Annotated in this window: 17 protein-coding genes and 1 pseudogene; 4 read left to right on the forward strand and 14 right to left on the reverse strand. The window is 73.5% G+C overall.

Going from position 1 to position 20,353, the window contains the following annotated elements:
- Nucleotides 1–240: pseudogene (locus WEB03_RS07665) on the reverse strand (serine/threonine protein kinase); the annotation flags it as partial.
- A gap of 220 nt (nt 241–460) precedes the next feature.
- Here WEB03_RS07665 and WEB03_RS07670 point away from each other — a divergent pair.
- A complete protein-coding gene (locus WEB03_RS07670) occupies nt 461–1,420 on the forward strand; it encodes a potassium channel beta subunit family protein (protein ID WP_368070375.1) in 960 nt (319 codons plus the stop codon).
- Nucleotides 1,421–1,459: 39 nt separating this feature from the next.
- Here WEB03_RS07670 and WEB03_RS07675 read toward each other — a convergent pair whose 3' ends face one another.
- From WEB03_RS07675 to WEB03_RS07705, 7 genes are read right to left on the reverse strand one after another with little or no spacing between them, the layout of a single operon-like run.
- Entirely contained in the window at nt 1,460–2,896 is a 1,437-nt protein-coding gene (locus WEB03_RS07675; RefSeq protein ID WP_368070360.1) for a GuaB1 family IMP dehydrogenase-related protein, read from the reverse strand.
- 58 nt (nt 2,897–2,954) lie between these two features.
- Nucleotides 2,955–3,572 (reverse strand): DUF4126 domain-containing protein, encoded by a 618-nt coding sequence (locus WEB03_RS07680; protein ID WP_368070361.1) that lies wholly within the window; start codon nt 3,570–3,572, stop codon nt 2,955–2,957.
- The gene (locus WEB03_RS07685) at nt 3,573–4,070 is read right to left on the reverse strand and encodes a hypothetical protein (RefSeq protein WP_368070362.1); all 498 of its coding nucleotides are present in this window, start codon (nt 4,068–4,070) and stop codon (nt 3,573–3,575) included.
- 49 nt (nt 4,071–4,119) lie between these two features.
- Complete coding sequence (locus WEB03_RS07690) at nt 4,120–5,295, reverse strand: PQQ-dependent sugar dehydrogenase (RefSeq protein ID WP_368070363.1); 1,176 nt, start codon at nt 5,293–5,295, stop codon at nt 4,120–4,122.
- Nucleotides 5,292–6,635 carry a M20/M25/M40 family metallo-hydrolase gene (locus tag WEB03_RS07695; protein WP_368070364.1) on the reverse strand — a complete coding sequence of 448 codons (1,344 nt, stop codon included), beginning with the start codon at nt 6,633–6,635 and terminating at the stop codon, nt 5,292–5,294. The genes WEB03_RS07690 and WEB03_RS07695 overlap by 4 nt, the downstream gene beginning before the upstream one ends.
- Nucleotides 6,636–6,678: 43 nt before the next feature.
- On the reverse strand, nt 6,679–7,038 hold the full coding sequence (locus tag WEB03_RS07700) for a phage holin family protein (protein ID WP_368070365.1): 360 nt from the start codon (nt 7,036–7,038) through the stop codon (nt 6,679–6,681).
- Nucleotides 7,039–7,068: 30 nt separating this feature from the next.
- Nucleotides 7,069–9,375 carry a putative bifunctional diguanylate cyclase/phosphodiesterase gene (locus tag WEB03_RS07705; RefSeq protein ID WP_368070366.1) on the reverse strand — a complete coding sequence of 769 codons (2,307 nt, stop codon included), beginning with the start codon at nt 9,373–9,375 and terminating at the stop codon, nt 7,069–7,071.
- A gap of 153 nt (nt 9,376–9,528) precedes the next feature.
- Between WEB03_RS07705 and hrpB the strand changes: the two genes are divergently transcribed.
- Nucleotides 9,529–12,060, forward strand: coding sequence for an ATP-dependent helicase HrpB (hrpB, locus tag WEB03_RS07710; RefSeq protein WP_368070367.1), 2,532 nt, complete (start codon nt 9,529–9,531; stop codon nt 12,058–12,060).
- A 54-nt stretch (nt 12,061–12,114) separates the two neighbouring features.
- Here the strand turns inward: hrpB and WEB03_RS07715 are convergent, their stop codons facing one another.
- The 3 genes from WEB03_RS07715 to WEB03_RS07725 form a co-directional block, all read right to left on the reverse strand.
- Nucleotides 12,115–13,083 (reverse strand): serine protease, encoded by a 969-nt coding sequence (locus tag WEB03_RS07715; protein WP_368070368.1) that lies wholly within the window; start codon nt 13,081–13,083, stop codon nt 12,115–12,117.
- A gap of 196 nt (nt 13,084–13,279) precedes the next feature.
- Complete coding sequence (locus tag WEB03_RS07720; RefSeq protein WP_368070369.1) at nt 13,280–13,783, reverse strand: low molecular weight phosphotyrosine protein phosphatase; 504 nt, start codon at nt 13,781–13,783, stop codon at nt 13,280–13,282.
- The gene (locus WEB03_RS07725; protein WP_368070370.1) at nt 13,780–15,048 is read right to left on the reverse strand and encodes an LCP family protein; all 1,269 of its coding nucleotides are present in this window, start codon (nt 15,046–15,048) and stop codon (nt 13,780–13,782) included. The genes WEB03_RS07720 and WEB03_RS07725 overlap by 4 nt, the downstream gene beginning before the upstream one ends.
- 167 nt (nt 15,049–15,215) lie before the next feature.
- Between WEB03_RS07725 and WEB03_RS07730 the strand changes: the two genes are divergently transcribed.
- Nucleotides 15,216–16,958, forward strand: coding sequence for an aminotransferase class V-fold PLP-dependent enzyme (locus WEB03_RS07730; RefSeq protein ID WP_368070376.1), 1,743 nt, complete (start codon nt 15,216–15,218; stop codon nt 16,956–16,958).
- Between the two features lie 75 nt (nt 16,959–17,033).
- Here WEB03_RS07730 and WEB03_RS07735 read toward each other — a convergent pair whose 3' ends face one another.
- From WEB03_RS07735 to WEB03_RS07745, 3 genes are read right to left on the reverse strand one after another with little or no spacing between them, the layout of a single operon-like run.
- On the reverse strand, nt 17,034–17,717 hold the full coding sequence (locus tag WEB03_RS07735; RefSeq protein WP_368070371.1) for a histidine phosphatase family protein: 684 nt from the start codon (nt 17,715–17,717) through the stop codon (nt 17,034–17,036).
- An 11-nt stretch (nt 17,718–17,728) separates the two neighbouring features.
- Nucleotides 17,729–18,799, reverse strand: a complete 1,071-nt coding sequence (locus WEB03_RS07740) for a ferrochelatase (RefSeq protein WP_368070372.1) — start codon at nt 18,797–18,799, stop codon at nt 17,729–17,731.
- Entirely contained in the window at nt 18,796–19,293 is a 498-nt protein-coding gene (locus tag WEB03_RS07745) for a hypothetical protein (protein WP_368070373.1), read from the reverse strand. The genes WEB03_RS07740 and WEB03_RS07745 overlap by 4 nt, the downstream gene beginning before the upstream one ends.
- A 131-nt stretch (nt 19,294–19,424) precedes the next feature.
- Here WEB03_RS07745 and WEB03_RS07750 point away from each other — a divergent pair.
- Nucleotides 19,425–20,353 (forward strand): alpha/beta fold hydrolase (locus WEB03_RS07750; protein ID WP_368070374.1); only part of this gene is annotated, 929 nt, incomplete at its 3' end.

Here is a 20,353-nt window from a genome sequence, read left to right on the forward strand (position 1 = left end):
GTCGTAGACCAGCACCGCGTTCGGGTGGGTCAGCTTGGCGGCCGCGGTGGCCTCGGTCCGGAACCGCGTCCCCGCATCGGGGTCATCGGCAAGCTCGGCGTGCAGGAGCTTGACCGCGACGGGGCGGTCAAGCGCTCGGTCGTGGCCGCGCCAGACGGTGCCGGCACCGCCGGTCCCGAGCCGGTCGAGGAGCTCGTAGCGGTCGGCGAGGACGCGCCCACGCTGGCTGCGTGCTGCCACGAACGCCTCCGCGCCGGATCGCACCGACGCCGGGCGGGTGGGCCCGGCGGGATCGCACGGCCGTCCGTGCGACGCGACACGGTAACGGCCCGACCTGAGGACGGCTCTCAGGTGCCGGTGCGTCCGGACGACCAGCGCCGCGGCGACCGGGCCGGTCCTACGCTGCAGCCGACCGTCAACGACCGATCGCAGAACGGAGCGCTCCGTGCCCGACCTCGAGATGCCCTACCGCCGGCTCGGCCACAGTGGCCTGAAGGTGAGCGTGCTGTCGCTCGGGTCCTGGGTGACCTTCAAGAACCAGGTCGACGTGCGGATGGCGGTCGAGTGCATGGCTGCCGCCTACGACGCGGGTGTGAACTTCTTCGACAACGCCGAGGCCTACGCCGGTGGCGAATCCGAGCGCATCATGGGTGAAGCCATCCGCGAGCTCGGCTGGGAACGGCACTCCTACCTGGTGTCCTCGAAGTTCTTCTGGGGCCTCCACGACGGTCCGAACTCGCGCAACACCCTGAACCGCAAGTACCTGCTCGAGTCGGTCGAGGCGTCCCTCGAACGCTTCGGGCTCGAGCACCTCGACCTCGTCTACTGCCACCGCGCCGATGCGGACACCCCGATCGAGGAGACGGCGCGGGCGATGAACGACGTCATCGACCGCGGCTGGGCCCTGTACTGGGGCACCTCGGAGTGGACCGCGGACGAGATCCGGGCCGCCTGGGACGTCTGTGACCGCAACGGCTGGCACAAGCCGGTCGTCGAGCAGCCGCAGTACAACCTCTTCCACCGTCGCCGGGTCGAGAAGGAGTACGCGCGGCTCTACGAGGACATCGGCCTCGGCACGACGATCTGGTCGCCGCTCGCGTCCGGTCTGCTGACCGGGAAGTACGCCGACGGCGTCCCGGAGGACTCGCGTGGCGCGCTCGAAGGTTTCGGTTGGCTCGCCGACGCGTTGACCGACGAGCAGAAGAACGCCAAGGTCAAGGAGCTCGGGGCCGTCGCCGACGAGCTCGGCGGCTCGCTCGCCCAGCTCGCCATCGCCTGGTGCGCGGCGAACCCGAACGTGTCGACCGTGATCACCGGTGCGTCGAAGGTCGAGCAGGTGCACGACAACATGGGCGCCATCGAGCTGCTCCCGAAGCTGACCCCCGACGTCATGCAGCGCATCGAGGACGTCGTCAGCTGAGCGGCGTCTCGGACATCCGGTCGATGCTCGGCGCTGCGGTCACCAGCCGCCGCTGATCGGGCGGCCCTCGGCGTAGCCCGAACGGGTCTGCACTCCGATCACGGCGCGCTCGGCGAAGCTGGCGAGGTCGGCGGCGCCCGCGTACGTGCAGGCGCTTCGGACCCCGGCGACGATGCGGTCGACGAGGTCCTCGACGCCGGGGGCCGCGGGATCGAGCGGCATCCGGCCCGAGGAGATGCCTTCCTCGAACAGCGCCTTCCGGGCGCGGTCGAAGGCGCTCTCGCCCTCGGTGCGGTGCTTGACGGCCCGGGCCGACGCCATGCCGAACGAGACCTTGTACGCCTGCCCGGTCGCGTCGTGCTCGAGGTCGCCGGGTGACTCGTGCGTGCCGGCGAACCACGAGCCGACCATCACGTTCGACGCACCCGCGGCCAACGCGAGCGCGACGTCGCGGGGGTGACGGACCCCGCCGTCGGCCCACACGTACGCGCCGAGGTCGCGGGCTGCCGCCGCGCAGTCGATGACGGCCGAGAGCTGCGGACGACCCACCCCCGTCATCATCCGGGTGGTGCACATCGCCCCGGGGCCGACCCCGACCTTGCAGACGTCCGCGCCGGCCTCGACGAGGTCGCGGACGCCCTCCGGCGTGACGACGTTGCCCGCGACGACGGGGACGCCGAGGTCCTCGTCCCGTACGGCCCGCAGGGCGTCGAGCATCCGGTCCTGGTGCCCGTGGGCGGTATCGAGCACGAGCACGTCGACGCCAGCGGCCACGAGCTTGCGAGCCGTGGCCGCCGCGTCGCCGCTCACCCCGATGGCCGCGGCGATCCGCAGGTGCCCATCGGCGTCGAGGTTCGGCCGGTACAGCGTGGATCGCAGCGCGCCGGTGCGGGTCAGGAGGCCGACCAGACGCCCGTCGCCATCGACCGCCGGCGCCAACCGGTGGCGCGCCTCGGCCAGCAGATCGAACGCGGCCCGCGGATCGACGTCCGCCGGCAGGGTCGTCGGGTCGGACGACATCACGCTCGCGACCTGGGTGAAGCGGTCCACGTCGCCGAGGTCGGCGAGGGTGACGATCCCGACGGGCGCGTCGGCATCGACCACGACCGCGGCGCCGTGGGATCGCTTCGGCACCAGGGCGAGCGCATCACCGACGGTGTCGTTCGGGGCGAGCACGATGGGGGTCTCGACGACGGGGTGGCGGCCCTTGACCCACGCCACCACCTCCGCGACCACGTCGACCGGGATGTCCTGCGGGATGACGGCGAGACCACCGCGCCGCGCGAGGGTCTCGGCCATCCGTCGTCCGGAGACCGCGGTCATGTTGGCGGCCACGAGCGGCACGGTCGTGCCGCTGCCGTCCGGCGAGTCGAGCGCGACGTCGAGCCGGGACGTCACGGCGGACCGGGCCGGGACGAGGAACGCGTCCTCGTAGGTCAGGTCGTGGGACGGTCGGTGGCCGTCGAGGAAGCGCACGGTCGCCTCGTGGGGTCGGGTGCACGGAAGGGCCGACGGTAGCGCCGGCCGGGCCCCATCACCCCGCCGTGCCGTCCGTCGGCGTCCGTTCGTCACCTCGTCGCGCGCGGCGGCGTTCGCGCCTGCTCCGCCACGAGCGGCGCAGGGCCCGCACCGCGAGCACGAACGCCGCCGTCCCCGCGACGACCAGCACGACGACCACACCGAGGGCGACGAGCGGGTACGAGACCGCCAGGAGGACCACCCCGGCGACGAGTCCGTCCTCACCGAGGCTCACGATGCTGTTGGAGACCGGCTCGGGGGAGGTGTTGACGGCGGCACGGGCGCTGGCCTTCACGGTGTGGCTGACGAGGGCCAGCGCCCCGGAGCTGGCTGCGGCCCCGACCTGCGAGACCGTCTCGAGTTCACCCGCCAGGACCCCGCCGAGGAGCGCCGCTCCGAGCGGTCGGACGACGGTGTGGACGACGTCCCAGATGCTGTCGAGGACCGGGACCTTGTCGACCACGAACTCGACCGCGTAGAGCACCGCGGCGGCGATGAGCACGTCGGTGCGGACCAGCACCGGGGGCAGGTCGGTGATCCCGGTGCGGCCGAGGATGCCGAGGAGCAGGACCACGCCGTACAGGTTCACCCCCGACGCCCACCCCGTCCCGGCCAGCAGCCCGAGGGCGTCCACTCAGGTGGCTCCGGCGCGGCGCCGCAGCCGGGCTGCCGCACGGACCGGGAGCGCGTCGGTCACCACCTCGACCTCGGCGAGACCGGCGTCCACGAGCCGGGCCGCGACCGCGAACCGGTCGGCCCCGCGGCCGAAGGTGCGGACGATCGCGTCGGCGTCCACGTCGTGCAGGTTGCCGGCATCGATGAGACGGCGGAGCGCGGTCCGCCGCTGCCACCCGTCCGGCAGCGCCTCGAGGAGGCTGAGCAGGCTGGCCGCGGCGAGCGGCACCCCCTCGAGCTCCGCGAGGCGTGCGAGACGGGACCTGGCGTCCCGGGCGGCTTCGAGCTGGGCGGCGCACGCGTCGAGGACGAGGTCCGCTGGTGGCGGTTCGGGCGGGGGGAGCGGCACCGGGTCGCCAGCGGGCGGCGGCGGCAGGTCCCAGACCGGCCGGGACCCATCGGGTCGCTGCGTGCCCGCTCGCTGCACCACGTGCCCCCGATCATCCTCGCCGGTCATCCCGGCGGGCACCGTAACCCCCGCTGGAGGGCGCGGCCGAGGATCGACGTCAGCCGGGGGGTGGACCGAAGCGGACGATGCGGTCGTCCGCCTCCGAGGGGGACCCGCGGCCGTCCCGGTTGCTGGTCAACAGCCACAGGGAGCCGTCGGGCGCCTGCGTCACGTCGCGGAGCCGCCCGAGCTCACCGACCAGCAGCTCCTCGGGCTCGCCCGCCACCTCGCCGCCCTCCAGCGGGATGCGGTACAGCCGCTCGCCACGCAGCGCGGCGACGAACAGGTCGCCCTCCCAGCGATCGATCGCGCCGCCGGTGAGGACGACACCGCCCGACCACGACGCCTCCGGAGGTTGGCGCACGAGGATCGGGTCGGTGAACCCGGTCGCGCCGGCTGCGCCCGTCACCTCGGGCCACCCGTGGTTCGCGCCCGGCTCGATGCGGTTGATCTCGTCGTCGCGGTCCGGGCCGAACTCGGGCGCGAAGAGCCGGCCGTCGACGTCGAAGGCGAGCCCCTGGACGTTGCGGTGACCGAGCGACCAGACGGGTGATCCCTCGGTGGGGTTGTCGTCCGGGACGTCGCCGTCGGGGGTGACCCGCAGGATCTTGCCGGCCAGCGAGCTCTCGTCCTGCGCCGCTCGCGGATCCTGCGCGTCCCCGGTGGCGATGAAGAGCATCCCGTCCGGGCCGAACGCCAACCGGCCGCCATCGTGGGTGGGAGCCGCCGGGATGCCGTCGACGATCACCTCGGGGTCGTTGACCGTGTCGGGGTCGAACCGGACGACGCGGTTGTCCGATCGGGTGGTCAGGTAGGCGTACAGCCAGGATCCACCGGGGTGCGCGGTGAGGCCGAGCAGCCCGCCCTCGCCGGCGGGTTCGATGGCGAAGGTCCGGACCTCGGTGAGCGTGCCATCGTCGGCGATCTCGAGCAGCCGGCCGCTGTCGCGCTCGGTCACGAAGGCGCGATCACCCAGCCACGCGACGTCCCAGGGTGCCGCGAGGCCGCTCGCGACGTCCGTGAGGACCGGGTCGCCAGCGGCTGCTCCCGGCTCGGTGGAGGGTGTGCTGTCCGGGGAGGTCGCGGGGTCCGGGTCGGCCGGCGCCTCGGTGGTCGCTGCGGGGGAGGGGGCGGGGTCGTCGGGCTGGGCGTCCGACGGCCCGCAGCCGACGGCCAGCAACAGGGTGGCAGCCGCCGCGCCGGCGGGTACGCGGTGTGGCGCGGTCGACCTCACGTGAGGAGCGACTCGGCGACGTCGATCCAGAGGTTGGCCGACAGGCCGAGCGACTCGGTGTCGATGCGCTCGTCGTGTCCGTGGAAGCGGGACTGGAACTCCGCCAGGCACGCCTTGGCGCTGAACATCCCCGCGCCGTACGCGATGGCGCCCTTCTCGCGGAAGAACGCGGCGTCGGTCCCGCCGGTGAGCATGAACGGCAGGACCTCGGCACCGGGGTGCACCGCTTCGGCGCGCTCGGTGAGCACGTCCCAGAGCGGCGTGTCCATCGCCGAGGCCGACGCGGGGCGGGGCGGGACGGCGGCGGCGACGTCGACCCGGGCAGCGAGGTCACCGAGCGCCTCGGTCAGCATCGTGTCGACGTCCGCGTCGGTCTGTCCGGGCAGGGTCCGGATGTCGACCTCGAGTTCGATGCGGTCCGGGATGGTGTTGGTCTTGGTCCCGCCGTGCACGACGTTCGGGGAGAAGGTCGTGTGCGTCGTCGCGTGGCAGTACTTGGCGATCCGTGGCTCCATCCCCGCGATGGCCTCGTCGAGGCGTGCGGGCTCGAGCAGCGCCGCCCGTGCATCCCCCTCGGCGCCGAGCGCGTCGACGTAGGCACGCCAGTGCTCACCGAGCTGCGGCGTCGGGGTGTAGGCCGCGAGCCGACGCACCACCTCGGCGGTGGTGATGAGCGCGTTGTCGGCCGCGTACGGCATCGAGCCGTGGCCGGGGGTGCCGTGCACGGTGAGCCGACGCCACCCGATGCCTTTCTCGCCCGACATCATCACGATGCGGCGACCGGCCGGGGTGTCGGTGGGGATCCCGCCGGATTCGGTCAGGACGTAGTCCGCTCGGACCTGGTCCCACTCGTTGTCGACCAGCCAACCCGCGCCCCACGTGCCGCCCGCCTCCTCGTCGGCGACGCCGAGGAACTTCAGCGTGCCGCGCGGTCGGAACCCGGAGCTCGCCAGGTGCCGGAACGCCACGGCCATGGACGAGGTGAGGTTGAGCATGTCGACCGCACCTCGCCCCCACACCTCGCCGTCGATCAGTTCGCCGCCGAAGGGGTCCTCGCGCCAGTCGTCGGGGCTCACCGGCACCACGTCGGTGTGGCCGAGCAGCAGCAACGTCGGGGCGGAGGGATCGGAGCCCTCGATGGTGGCCAGGACCGACCGTCGGCCGGGCAGCGGCTCGTGGCGGTCGAGGTCGAGCCCGCTGCCCTCGAGGTAGCTCGTCAGCAGGTCGGCGTTGCGGACCTCCTCGCCCGAGCTCGGTGTCCCATCGTTCACGCAGGCGTTGCGGATCATCGTCTGCAGCAACTCGGTGGTGGCACCGGTCAGGTCGCGGTCGGCTGGCACGGGCGGGGCTCCCTCGTCGAGTCGTGCGAGGGTAGGCGCGACCTCAGTCGCGCACGCCCGTCACGGTCTCGAGGCCCCAGGCGACCAGCGACACCACGAGCGCGCCGAGGAAGGTCGAGCCGAAGCCGTCCGAGGTGAGGCCGAGGTCGAGGGCGCCCGAGAGCCGGATGACGATCCACAGGGCGATGGCGTTGACCACCAGCAGGAACAAGCCCAACGTCAGGATGATGAACGGCAGCGACAGCACGGTCAGGATCGGCTTGACCACGGCGTTGATGATGCCGAGCACCAGCGCCACGAGGAGCAGGGTCACGACCGACCCCTCGAAGTCGAGGCCGGGGACCACCTGCACCGCTACCCACAGCGCAGCTGCGGCGATGACGATCTTCACCAGCAGGCCCACGACAACGCTCCTCGGTCGACCGGACGGACGCTAGTGGCGAGGACCCGCGACGTCGAAGGATGCGGGGACGGGTTCGGCGCTGGCCGGCACCGGGGCGACCGCCGAGGCGAGCGCTCCGACGAGCAAGGCGGCGATCTCGTCCGGCGGGGCGGGACGGGCGAACAGGTAGCCCTGACCCTGGGTGCAGTCGAGCTCACGGAACTGGACGAGCTCGACGTCGTGCTCGATCCCCTCGGCGATGGTGACCAGGTCGAGCGAGCGGCCGAGGTCGACGATGGCGCGAGCGAGCGCCGGCGACTGGCGCCCGGAGACGACCGAGGTGACGAACGAGCGGTCGATCTTGAGCACGTCGACCGGGAACCGGTGCAGGTAGGCCAACGACGAGTACCCCGTCCCGAAGTCGTCGATGGCCAACCGAACCCCGAGGGCCTTCAGCTCGTGGAGCAACGCCAGGGTGCGTTCCGCGTCGTGGATGAGCGCCGACTCGGTGAGCTCGAGGGTCAGGGCCGAGGCGGGTAGGCCCGAGGTCGCCAACGCCGAAGCGACGTCACCGAGCAGATCGCCGACCGAGAACTGGCGCATCGAGACGTTGACCGAGACCGTCAGATCCTGGGAACCGGGCAGATCGGTGCGCCAGCGCTGGACCTGCGCACAGGCCTCGTGGAGCACGAAGCGGCCGATCCCGACCACCAGGCCGGTCTCCTCGGCGAACGGGATGAACTCGCCGGGGTGGACCGTGCCGCGTTCGGGGTGCTCCCAGCGGACCAGCGCCTCGACGCCGACGACGTGACGGTCGACGAGGGCGACGATGGGCTGGTAGTGGCACCGCAGTTCGCCGGCGTCGATCGCGTGCTGGAGGTCCGATTCGAGGTGCAGCCGCTCGATCACCGCGACGTGCATCCGTGGCTCGAACACCTCGAAGCGGTCGCGGCCGTCCCGCTTGGCGAGGTACATCGCGATGTCGGCGTTGCGCAGGACGTCCGCGGGGCCGTCGCCGTCCGCGTCGTACGCGATGCCGATGCTGGCGGTGACCTGCACCTCGGTGCCCTCGGCTTGGATGGGCAGGCGCACGTCGTCGAGGATCCGCTCCGCGATCCCCGTGGCCTCCACCGCGCCGTGGTGCTCCTCCACGATGATCGCGAACTCGTCGCTGCCGAGCCGGGCGAGGGTGTCGGAACGCCGGGTCGCATCCTCCAGCCGCTGCGCGATGGCGAGCAGGACGGCGTCCCCTGCGGTGTGTCCGAGGCTGTCGTTGACCGGCTTGAAGCCGTCGATGTCCACGTAGAGCACCGCGTAGCGGCCTCCCGACCGGCGGATCCGTGCTCCGGTGTGCTCGAGGCGGTCGAGGAGGAGCGCGCGGTTCGCCAGCCCCGTCAGATCGTCGTGGAAGGCCCGGTGCTCGAGCTGCTGCTCGAGGAGCCGGCGCTCGGTGACGTCGCGGGAGCTGACCACGAACCCGTTGACGGCGGGGTCGTGGAGCAGGTTCCGGCAGGAGGACTCGACCGGGACGAACGTGCCATCGGCCGCCTCGAGCCGGCACTCGATCAGACCCGTGCCACCCGGCTCCTGGAGCATCCCGCGCACGAACTCGACCACCTGGCCGCGGTCGGCGGGGTGCACCATCTCGAGGTAGCTGCGGCCGATGAGCGCGTCGCTCGGGTAGCCCATGACCCGCTGGGTCGAGGGGGACTGGTAGGTGACCCGGCCGTCGCCGATGATGAGGGTCACGTCGCTGGCGCCGGCGAGCATGGCCTGGATGCGGGCCTGCTCCGCGGCGACCCGTGCCCGGGCTTCCTCGCCGTCGTCGGCGAGCCGCGCGATGCGTCGCCCGACGAGCACGAGCACGACCGTACCGAGGGCGGCCAGGCCGTGCCCGGGAGGGCCGCCGAAGTAGGTCGGCAGGTCGGTGAGTTCGATCGCGATCTGGTGGACGAGGACCCCGCCGAGGGCCCACGCGACCGCGAGGTTCCGGGCGCGGGAACCCGAGTAGCGCACCGTATCGACCACCGCGAGCAGCAGGACGGGGGCAACGATCGCCGGACCGACACCGCTCGAGGCGGCGAAGATCGTCAGCACCGCGACCTGCGCGGCGACCCGCAGGTGCAGCTGGTGGCCCGTCGCGTCACGGCCCCACCACCCGTAGCTGGCGACCGACACCACACCGGCCAGGAGGAGCAGCGCGGGAGCGAGCCAGATGGGGCCCGGCGAAGGGATCTCGGCGGCTCGGACCGCGATCAGCACGGCCATCACACCGACGATCTCGGGCGCGTGCGCGCGAAGACGCCCTGCCGCGTCCCTCAGCGTCGCTTCCGCCACGGCCGCTTCGCTCCCATCCACCACCGTGTCCGCGCGTCCGCGCGACACGTCCGGGTGCCGACGGGCACCGACGACAAGGTCGGCACGTGGGGTGTCGCACTTGAGGACCCGCGGCGGCACCATCGTCCCACACGTCGACCACCTGTGCCACACCAACAACTCGAGGAGACTCCCGTGTCACCCGAGGTCGAGCCGCTCCCGGTCGACGCGGTCCTGGCCGATGTCCGGGCCACGCTGGCGCGGACGGGCGTCGTCGTCCTCGAAGCTCCGCCCGGGGCCGGCAAGACCACGCGGGTGCCGCTCGACCTGCTCGCCCACGGTGCCTTCGACGGCCGTCTGGTGGTGCTCGAACCGCGCCGGCTGGCCGCCCGTGGGGCGGCCAGCCGGTTGGCGGAACAGCTCGGCGAGCGGGTCGGGCAACGTGTCGGGCTCGTCACGCGGGACGAGCGGTCGGTGTCGGCCGCGACCCGGATCGAGGTCGTCACCGACGGCGTCCTCCTGCGACGACTCCAACGCGACCCCTCGCTGCCGGGCGTCGGCGCGCTGTTCTTCGACGAGTTCCACGAACGTCGGCTCGAGAGCGACCTGGCGCTCGCCTTCGCGCTCGAGACCCGGGCAGCCTTGCGGACGGACCTGCGCATCGTCGTCACGTCCGCGACGCTCGACGGCGTCGCGGTGGCGGCGCTGTTGGCCGCGGACGGTCCCGCTCCGGTGGTGCGCGCCGAGGGCCGGACCTACCCCATCGAGGTGACCCACGACCCCGACCCACCCCCCGACGGTCTCCTCGGTGCGGTCGCCGACGCGATCGGTCGCGCCGTCGCACCGGACGACGGCGACGTCCTCGTCTTCCTCCCCGGTGTCCGTGAGCTCCGTGAGGTGGCACGACGGCTCCCGCCGTCTCCGGGAGGCATCGCCGCGGAGGTCCGGCTGCTCCACGGGGGTCTGCCACCGGCGGATCAGGACGAAGCGCTCCGCCCCGGCCAGCCCGGCCGCCGCCGCGTGGTGCTGGCCACCGACGTGGCGGAGACCTCGTTGACCGTCCCCGGCGTCGTGGCCGTCGTCGATGCCGGCCTGTCCCGCGAACCCCGGTTCGATGCGGCCAACGGGATGACGGGGCTCGTGACCGTGCCCGCCTCCCGCAGCAGCGCCGACCAGCGAGCCGGCCGGGCGGGGCGGGTCGCTCCCGGGCGTGCGATCCGTCTGTGGTCCGCGTCGGCGCACACCCGCCGCCCCGCGTACGCCACGCCCGCGATCCGTACCGATGACCTCACGAGCGCCGCGCTGGAGGTCGCCGTCTGGGGTGCCGAGGTGGGTGATCTCGCGTTGCTCGATGAGCCCGATCCGGTCGCCTGGGACCGTGCTAGGGCCGTGCTGCGCACCCTCGGCGCGCTCGACGCGGGGGGACGCCCGACCTCCCACGGTCGCGAGTTGGCCTCGCTGCCGCTGCACCCACGGCTCGCTCACCTGGTGGTCGCGGGACGCGACCGTGGCGTCGGCGGGTTGGCGGTCGATCTCGCCGCGGTGCTCGTGGACCGCGACCCGCTCCGCCCGGCCGGTCGCAGCTCGCACGTCGACCTCGCCACGCGCGTCGCGGTCCTCCGAGGCCAGCCGGCACCACCCGGTGTCGAGGTGCGCCGGGGAGCGCTCGCGCGCGCCCGCCGCGAAGCGCAACGCATCCGTCGTGCGGCACGCGTCGGTGACGGTGCGGCGCAGGGCACGCTGGAGGACGTCGGCGCGTTGGTGGCGCTGGCCTGGCCGGACCGCATCGGCGCGGCGCGACCCGGGCGGCGCGGTGCGGTGCTGCTCGCCAACGGTCGCGGCGCCACGCTGCCCGCGACCGATCCGCTCGCCGACGCCTCCTACCTCGCCGTCGCGGCGGTCGATCGTGGGGTCGGGGGAGGTCGCGGGCCCTCGGAGGCGCGCATCCACCTCGCAGCCGCCGTGGAGCGTGACGTGCTGCTCGAGGTGCTGGCGGACCAGATCGACGCTGGCAGCCACGTGGCCTGGCAGGGTGGTGACGTGGTGGCCGAACGACGACGGTCGCTCGGCGCGGTCACCCTGACGTCGACGCCGTGGCCGACCGCGCCGGCCGACCGCCGCGTCGCGGCGTTGCTCGACGGGATCGCGACCGAGGGTCTCGATCTGCTCGGGTGGCGACGCGACGACCGCCAGCTCCAGGCCCGGTTGCAGCTGCTGCACGACACGCTCGGCGGTGCCTGGCCGGACGTGCGCGACGCCGCGTTGCTCGACGACCTGGCCGGCAGCGTGGCCCCGTTCCTGACCTCCTCCCGGCGGCGGACGGACCTCGCCCGGGTGGACGTCAGCGCCGTGTTGCTGGCGCTCGGACCGCCGACGGCGGCTCGGGACGTGGATCGGCTCGCGCCGACGTCGCTGACCGTCCCGTCGGGGAACCGGGTGCGCGTTCGCTACGACGCGGCCGGGGGCCGTCCCGTGCTCGCCGTCAAGCTCCAGGAGCTGTTCGGTGCGACCACCACGCCGGCGGTCGTCGACGGGCGGGTCCCGGTGCTCATCCACCTGCTGTCTCCGGCCGGGCGACCGGTGCAGGTCACCGACGACCTGCCGAGCTTCTGGTCGAACGGGTACGCGCAGGTCCGCGCGGAGCTGCGCGGCCGGTACCGCAAACACCCGTGGCCGGAGGACCCGACCACCGCGGTCCCGACCGCCCGCACCACCCGCCGACGGTGACACGCCGGCAGGGGCCGCCGGAGCGGCCCCTGCCGGGCGGTACTGCGGTGTGGATCAGAACCGGATGGTGCCCTCGCGGCCGAGGACGCGGTAGCCGACCTCGACGCTGACCGACGGGGCGCCGACGGTGGACGTCCCCTGGCCGAGCACGCCGATCCCGCCGACCGGCAGGCGGTCGCCGTTGAACGGTTCGGTGCCGGTCGCCAGTCGCGGCGACAGGGCGCTGAAGCGGTCGGCGTAGTCGAGCGCGAGCGCGAGGTCGCTGACGCCGTTGGACAGCGCCACCGGAGCGAGGGCGAGGGTCGACAGGGTGCCGAGCGCGCGACCCTGGCTGTCGAGGAAGGCCGAGCCGGAGTCCCCGGGGATCCCGGGCGTGGCGGTGTAGACCGTGTGCGTCCAACCGCCGCCACCCTGGCCGAGGCTGTAGCCGGTCTTGGGTTTGAGCAGCTCGAGACCCGCGCGGAGCGAGCTGTTGCCGTAGCTGTAGACCCGCTCCATGGTGGTGGAGGTCGAACCGAGCGCCACCGGGCCGCCCCAGTGCGGGATCGTCGGGTTGACGCGAGCGTGGTCGCGGCTGTCGACGCGGATGAGCGCGAAGTCGTTGTAGGCGCAGGTGTTCGCGTCGCGTTCGCCTCGCTGTCCCATCGTCAGCCAGCTGGAGTAGGCCAGGGAGCCGGGGTACTGCGCCCCCTCGATCTCGATCGGGCTGCCGAGGGGAAGCGACCCGGCTTGGCAGCCGTCGGTGTCGGTGGCACCGCCGATCCCGGTGCAGTGGGCGGCGGACCCGATGAGCACGTCGTTGCCGTCGGTGAAGACGAAGTTGGCGGTGCACTGACCGCTCTGGCTGAGGAGCTCAGCACCGGGCCGGATCGTGGCCTGGTCGGCCGGGGTCCAGGTGCTCTGCGCCTGCGCTGGCGCCGGCAGCAGCGCGCCGACCAGCGCGAGCAGCAGCGCGACGGCGAGCGTGGCGGCCCGGCGGCCAGGTGCGGTCGACGCCGTGGCCTGCGCGGTCGGTGGTGTCACGTCGCGATCTCCCTCGTTGTGCCGCCCCGGACGGGACGGCGCGTCCGGCACGCTGGGTCGAACACCCAACGTGCCGCTCGCTGACTAGTTCGTTGAGGCTACGCGCTGGCCTGCTGGCCGTCCGGCTGGCGCGGCCGAGCGTGCGCGCAGCGCGGCCCAGCCCCGGACCGCGCGTCGACCCGCCCCCGCTCGCGCGCTAGCGCGGCCCGGGGTCGCCCCGACGGCCGGCGAGGTGCGCGACGACGCCCGCGGCCGCGGCTCGGCACTGCTCGACGACGAGCGCGAAGCCCGCGGGGCCGCCCTGGTAGGGGTCCGGCACCTCGAGATCGCCACGCTCGAGGCCGGTCACGTCGAAGGCCCGGAACAGCCGGATCGGGGTGTCGATGCCGGCGGCGGCGGCGATCCGCTGGACGTCGGCGAGGTTCTGGCGGTCCATCACCACGACGAGGTCGGCCTCGTCGAGCGCGCGTTCGGTGATGAGCTCGGAGGCCCCGGTCAGCTCCAGGCCGGCGTCGGCGGCCGCGGCGGTCATCCGCGGGTCGCGCGGGTCGCCGACGTGCCACGCGCCGGTCCCCACCGACCGCACCACGACGGGGAGGTCCGCCTCGGCCGCCGCCTCGACGATCGCCGCCTCGGCCGTCGGGGAGCGGCAGATGTTGCCGAGGCAGACCGTGAGGACCCGGTGGGGGGATGTGCTCACCCGAGCGCCGCCCGGTCGCGGCCGAGGACGACGGTGACCTGGGTGACCTCGGAAGACTCCTCGAGCGCGAGACCGCCGAGGTCGCTGGCCACCAGCTCGGCGCCGGCTCGCACCGCCGCCGGGTGCAGCACGACCGACGTCTCACGGGTGTCGGTGTTGCCGACCTCGGCGACGGGGTACCCACGCGCGTCGAGCAGCTCGCCGACCTGGCCCGCGAGACCCGCGACCCCGGCGCCGTTGAGCACCCGGACGGCGACGTCGGCCCGGTCGACGCCGGTGCCACCCTCGCCCGCCCGGTCGAGGACCGAACCGTCGGCGAACGACCGGAACAACGGGGTGGCCGCCGCTTCGTCGACGAAGAGGACGGATGCGTCACCCACCGTGCCGACGGTGTTCGGCACCGTCTCGGTGACCGCGGCGCCGCCCGCCAGCCCACGGGCACCGAGGGCCAACCGCACGAGGTCGATCGGCCCGAGGGACCGGTCGACGGTGATGGCGTCGCCGATCTCGTTGGTGAGCGGCACCAGCCGGAAGGGGTTGAGCAGGGTCGAGGGCGCGGCGATCTCGGCCGCGAGGGCGCGCAGGAAGGTCTGCTGGCGCTGGATGCGCTTCAGGTCGTCGTCGATCTTGCGGACGCGGACGTAGCCGAGCGCGTCGGGGCCGTCGAGGTTCTGGCAGCCGGCCGGCAGGTCGATGCCCGCGTCCCGGTCGCTGATGGGCCGGTCGAGGCAGATCTCGACGCCGTCCACGGCGTCCACCACGTCCCGGAAGCCACCGAAGCTCACCGTGACGTGGTGGTGGATGTCGATCCCGGACAGCTGTCGCACCGTCGCGACGAGGCAGGAGGGCCCGCCGAGCTCCTGCGCGGCGTTGATGCGCCCAGCCGATCCGTCGCAGCGGGTGACCCACAGGTCCCGGGGGAAGGCGAGCAGCCCCACCCGGCTGCCCTGGATGGTCATCACGAAGATGGTGTCGGTGCGCAGCCCACCCTCGTCACGGCCCGTGGTCAGCTCGTTGCGCTCCTCGGCGGAGAGGTCGGCGCGGCTGTCCGAGCCGACGACGAGCACGTGCATCGGTCGTCCCGAGCTCGCGAGGCCCTCGACGTCCGTGCGCGGGATCTGCCAGCTGGCCCACAGCCCGAAGGCCGCGACGAGGAGCAGGACCACGAGGAGGAGGATGAGGAGCGCCCGGAAGGGACGGCGACGTCGATGTCCCCGACCGCCCACGGTCGGGCCCCAGTCGTCCTGCTCGGCCGTCGTCGCCACGCCTCGCTCCGCTCACCTGCCCACGGCCGGACGGCCGCGCGGCGCGGAGTCTCGCACGTCGAGGCGGGGAGACCGACGAGGGGAGCCCGCGGCTCGGTACCGTCGCGGGCGCGGTCGGCGTCGGGAGGCTCGCCGTGGCAACGGCAGGAGGTCCGGGGCAGCCGTCGATCGGTGGCCTCGAAGGTGCTGACCCCGACCAGCTCGCGGCGCTCGAGCTCGTCCGTCGCTCGGTCATCGGCGACGACGAGGTGGTCGACGGCCCCTACGGTCCGCGCCGTGTCGTGTACGCCGACTACACCGCCTCGGGCCGCGCGCTGAGCTTCATCGAGGACGTCATCCGCGACCTCGTGTTACCCCGCTACGCCAACACCCACACCGAGACCTCCGGCACGGGTCGTCAGACGACCCGCTTCCGCGAGGACGCCCGGGCGCTCATCGGCCACGCCGTCGGAGCCGATGAGCACGAGCACGTCGTGCTCTTCTGCGGCTCCGGCTCGACCGGTGCCATCGACCGGATGGTGCAGGTCCTCGGGCTGCGCGTCCCCGCCGAGCTCGACGACCGCTACGGGTGGTCCGCGGGGCTCCCCGACGAGGACCGGCCGGTGGTCTTCCTCGGCCCTTACGAGCACCACTCGAACGAGCTGCCGTGGCGCGAGTCCATCGCGGACGTCGTCACGATCCCCGAGGACGGGGACGGCCACGTCGACCTGGCCGCCCTCGAGACCGCCCTGCTGGCCACCGCGGACCGGCCGCTGCGCATCGGCAGCTTCTCGGCCGCGTCGAACGTGACCGGCATCCTCACCGACGTCCGTGCCGTGTCGGCGCTGCTGCACCGCCACGGCGCGCTGGCCTTCTGGGACTACGCGGCTGCCGGCCCCTACGTCGCCATCGACGTCGGTGCATCCGGGCGCGGACCCGATGGTCACCTCGACCACCTCGATGCCGTCTTCCTGTCACCGCACAAGCTCGTGGGGGGACCCGGCACGCCGGGCGTGCTCGTCGCCCGCCGGGGCCTGTTCACCAACCGCGTTCCAGCCGTCCCCGGGGGCGGCACGGTCGCGTACGTCAACGCGGTCGAGCACCGCTACCACGACCGCATCGAGCTGCGCGAGGAGGGCGGCACCCCCGACATCATCGGTTCGGTGCGGGCGGGCCTGGCCTTCGCGGTCAAGGACGCCGTCGGCACGGAACTGATCGCTGCTCGTGAGCGTGCGCTCGTCCGGCACGCCGTCGCCGCGTTCGAGGAGGAAGCGAACCTCGAGGTGCTCGGCTCCCACACCGCCGACCGTCTGTCGATCGTGTCGTTCGTCGTGCGGTACGGACCCGGCCACTACCTCCACCACGACCTGGTGGTGGCGATCCTCAACGACCTGTTCGGCATCCAGGCCCGCGGCGGTTGCTCCTGCGCCGGTCCCTACGGTCACCGTCTGCTCGGCATCGACCTCGACCGCTCGCACCGGTTCGAGGAGGTGCTCGCGACCGGGTGCGAGGGGATCAAGCCGGGCTGGGTCCGCGTGAACTTCACCTGGTCGGTCACCGACGAGGTCGCCCGTTTCCTGGTCGACGCGGTGCGGCTGGTCGCCCGGGAGGGCTGGCGCCTGCTCGACGACTACCGTTTCGAGGTGGCGACCGGCCGGTGGACGCACGCCACCGGCACCGTGACCCCGCCGTGGTCGCTGGCGGACGTGCGTATCGAAGGTGGGCGGATGAGCTGGCCGGAGCGGCCGGGCCCGGCGTCGGACGGGGATCTGGCTGGGGTGCTGGCCGAAGCTCGGCGCATCCTGGCCGCCGCCGGACCGCACCCGGAGGACGTCGCGCCCGTCCTCCTGCCCCCGGACGCGGAAGCGCTGCGCTGGTTCCCGCTGCCCGGCGAGCGCGTCCCCGGGGAGCCGCTCGCCACACCGCGCTGACGCCGGGCCGCGTGCGGGCTTCGGCCGGCGCGCACGGAACACGCGCAGGCGCCGGTTCCGTGCGCCAGGCCCGCGCTACGCGGTGATGAGGTCGTCGCTGAGGTGCTCGACGTCGCTGAACCGCTGCAGCGAGAAGATGGCGGCGCCGGCGATCGAGGTCGTGCGCAGCCACGCGATCGACGCGTGGTCGGAGGCGAAGCGTTCCCACTCCCACGGTTCGGGGTCGAGCCCGAGGAGGTGGCCGAGCACCACCGAGTTCGTCCCGGCGTGGGCGACGGCGAGGATCCGCTGCGGCGCGCTGTCGGGCACCGTCCAGAGGCCCTGCTCGTCGCGCACGATGCCGTGGGAGGCGAGGTGGTCGTCCAGCCCGGTGACGACGCGGCGGTGGAAGTCGCGGAAGCTCTCGCCGCCCGGCCACCCGTCCCACCAGGCGTCCCGCGACCGGTCACGCGAACGGGCGAAGACCCGGTCGACCTCCTGGCTGGGGGTGCCCTCCCAGGACGGGTCGGTACGGATCTCGTGCAGCCACGGCGCGGACCGCACTCGGGTCCGTCGGTCCAGGCGCTCGCGGATCGGTGCGGCGGTCTCGACCGCCCTCCTGGCGGTGGAGACCAGCACCTCGTCGAAGCGCGTGTCACCGAGCCGGGCGGCGGCGGCGTCGGCCTGGCGTCGGCCGAGGTCGGTCAGCCCGGGGTCGGCACGGGAGACGCCGTCGTCGGACCACAGCGGCTGGGCGTGTCGGAGCAGGAGGAGATCCATGTCGCCGGACGCTACCTGCGCGCCGGCGGCGGGGGAGCCGACGCCACGGTCGCGACCTCGGGCTGGCCGGGGACGCGGCAGCAGTCCACCGGGCACGCGTCCCAGTTCGGACCGCGCGTGCCGAGGGCGCGCCGAGGAGCGGCGCCGCGGCGTTCGCGGACGAGCTCGACGAGGCCGGCCACGAAGCGCCGGTCGACGCCGACCGTCCCGGCACGCACGTAGGACATCCCGAGCCGGGCCGCGGTCGCCCGCGCCTCGACGTCGAGGTCGTAGACGACCTCCATGTGGTCGGAGACGAACCCGATGGGGACCACCACCACGGCGCGCACGTCCTCCTCGGCGAGCGCTTCGAGGTGGTCGTTGACGTCGGGTGTCAGCCACGGCACCTGCGGCGGACCCGAGCGCGAGTTGTAGACCAGCTCCCACGCGTGCCCGGGGATGGCGGCCATCACCAGCCGGCAGACCTCGTGGTGTTGGACCTCGTAGTCGCTGTGCCGCGACATCGTGGTCGGGATCGAGTGGGTGGTGAAGACCACGCGCGCGTCGGCGCGCTGGTCGTCCGGGAGCTCGGCGATCGCCGCACGCACCAGGTCGATCTGCGGCTCGACGAACCCGGGGTGGTTGTAGAAGACGCGCACCTTGTCGAGCTCGGGAGCCCCGTCGCCGACCTCCTCGCGGGCACGGGCCAGGTCCTCGCGGTACTGACGGCACCCCGAGTAGCTCGAGGAGGCGGAGGTGACGATGCACAGCGCTCGGGTGACACCGTCGTCGCGCATCCGCCGCAGCTCGTCGGCGAGGAACGGCGCCGAGTTGCGGTTGCCCCAGTACACGTGGAGGTCGACCCCCTGGGCGGTCAGCTCGGCCTCGAGCGCGGCCCGCAGCTCCCGGTTCTGGTCGTTGATGGGCGAGCGTCCTCCGAAGGCCCGGTAGTGCTGCGACACCTCCTCGAGGCGCTCGCGAGGGATGCCGCGGCCGGCGGTCACCTGCTCCATGAAGGGCAGGACCTGCTCCGGGCTCTCCGGTCCACCGAAGGACACGAGCAGGATGGCATCGTGGCGCGCCGTGTCGTCCGCGAGGCTCACAGGCAGGTCCGATCCGTAGATGGCGTCAGGAGGGCGCGCCGCAGGGAGACGTCGGCGCCTCCCGCCCGCCAGTCGGCGTCGATGCGATCGAGCCGGTCGGGGCTCGGACGGACGATCAGCAGGGAGACCACCGTGGGGACGACGGCTGCGGCAGCCACCCACGCGGGTCCGAGCACGAAGGTCATGGCGACGCCGAGCAGCACCGGTGCGTCGATGATCGCCAGCTGCACCACGAGGCGGCTGCGCAGCTGCGTGACGGCCTCGGCATCGTCCGGAGGGGGCGTCGCCCGCAGACCGCGGTCGATGGCGATCGTGCCGGCCAGCCCGGCGAGTCCGGCCGCGAACGCCAGCACCGCCGGTAGCGACGAGGGGACCGTCGAGGTGGCGTCGGCGGCCAGGGGCGCCACGAGGGTCAGGCCCAGCATGGTCACCGTGAACGCCCACCACAGCAGCTGCAGCGCCCGCAGCGGGGGAGGGCCGGTCGGCTCGGTCACGTGCGTCCTCGTGCTACCACGCCACCGGGGCGCGGGTCGGTCCGGGGCAGCGTAGGGTCCGCCCGCGCACCCGGCGTCTCCCCCCGCCCACCGCACCCGGCGCACCCCGTCCCCGAGCTCGCGAGCTACCCGTGACCAACGACGCACCCGACTGGTTCACCGCCGCCCTGGCCGATCCGGGGGAGCCGGGTGAGGTGGTCGTGTCGGGTGCGCGGATCGGGTACCTGACCTGGGGGGAGCGCGACGCGCCGACCCTGGTGCTCGTGCACGGCGGCGCCGCTCACGCCGGGTGGTGGGCCCCGCTGGCGCCCCTGCTCGCCCGGGACCACCGCGTCGTGGCGCTCGACCTCAGCGGTCACGGTGGTTCCGACCACCGCGACGACTACTCGGTCGAGACGTGGGCGGAGGAGGTCATGGCCGTCGCGGGCGTGGCGGGTGGCGTCGGGCGACCGACGGTCGTCGGACACTCGATGGGTGGGTTCGTGACCATCGTGGTCGCTGCCACGCGGGGGGCCGAGCTGCACGGTGCGGTCGTGCTCGACTCGCCGGTCCTCCGGCCCGACCCCGAGACCGAGGAGGCGTCGCGCACGGGCCGCAACCTGTTCCGCGCCCCGAAGACCTACCCGGACCTCGAGACCGCGGTCGACCACTTCCACCTCGTGCCGCCGCAACCTCGCCGTCACCCGTGGTTGATCGATCACATCGCGCGGGCGAGCCTCCGGGAGGTGGCCACCGATGAGGGCAGCACCGGGTGGACCTGGAAGTTCGATCCCCTGCTGTTCGTGACCCGTTCCGGTCCGCGGTTGCCGAGCGAGTACGGGCCCCAGCTGGCGCAGGCCGCCTGCCGCTTGGCGGTGGTGACCGGGGAGCGCTCCGCCATCGTCGACGACGACGTCATCGACCACATGCGCGAGCTGGTCGCGGGTTCACCAGCTGCCGCTGCCGGCGTGCCCTTCGTCCGCGTCCCCGACGCCCACCACCACCTGCTGCTGGACGAGCCCCTGGCGACCGTCACCGCCCTCCGCGCCATCCTCGCGACGTGGTCGCCGGTCGGCACGGG

This window comes from Nitriliruptor sp. (genome assembly GCF_040882075.1).
Taxonomy (GTDB): domain Bacteria; phylum Actinomycetota; class Nitriliruptoria; order Nitriliruptorales; family Nitriliruptoraceae; genus Nitriliruptor.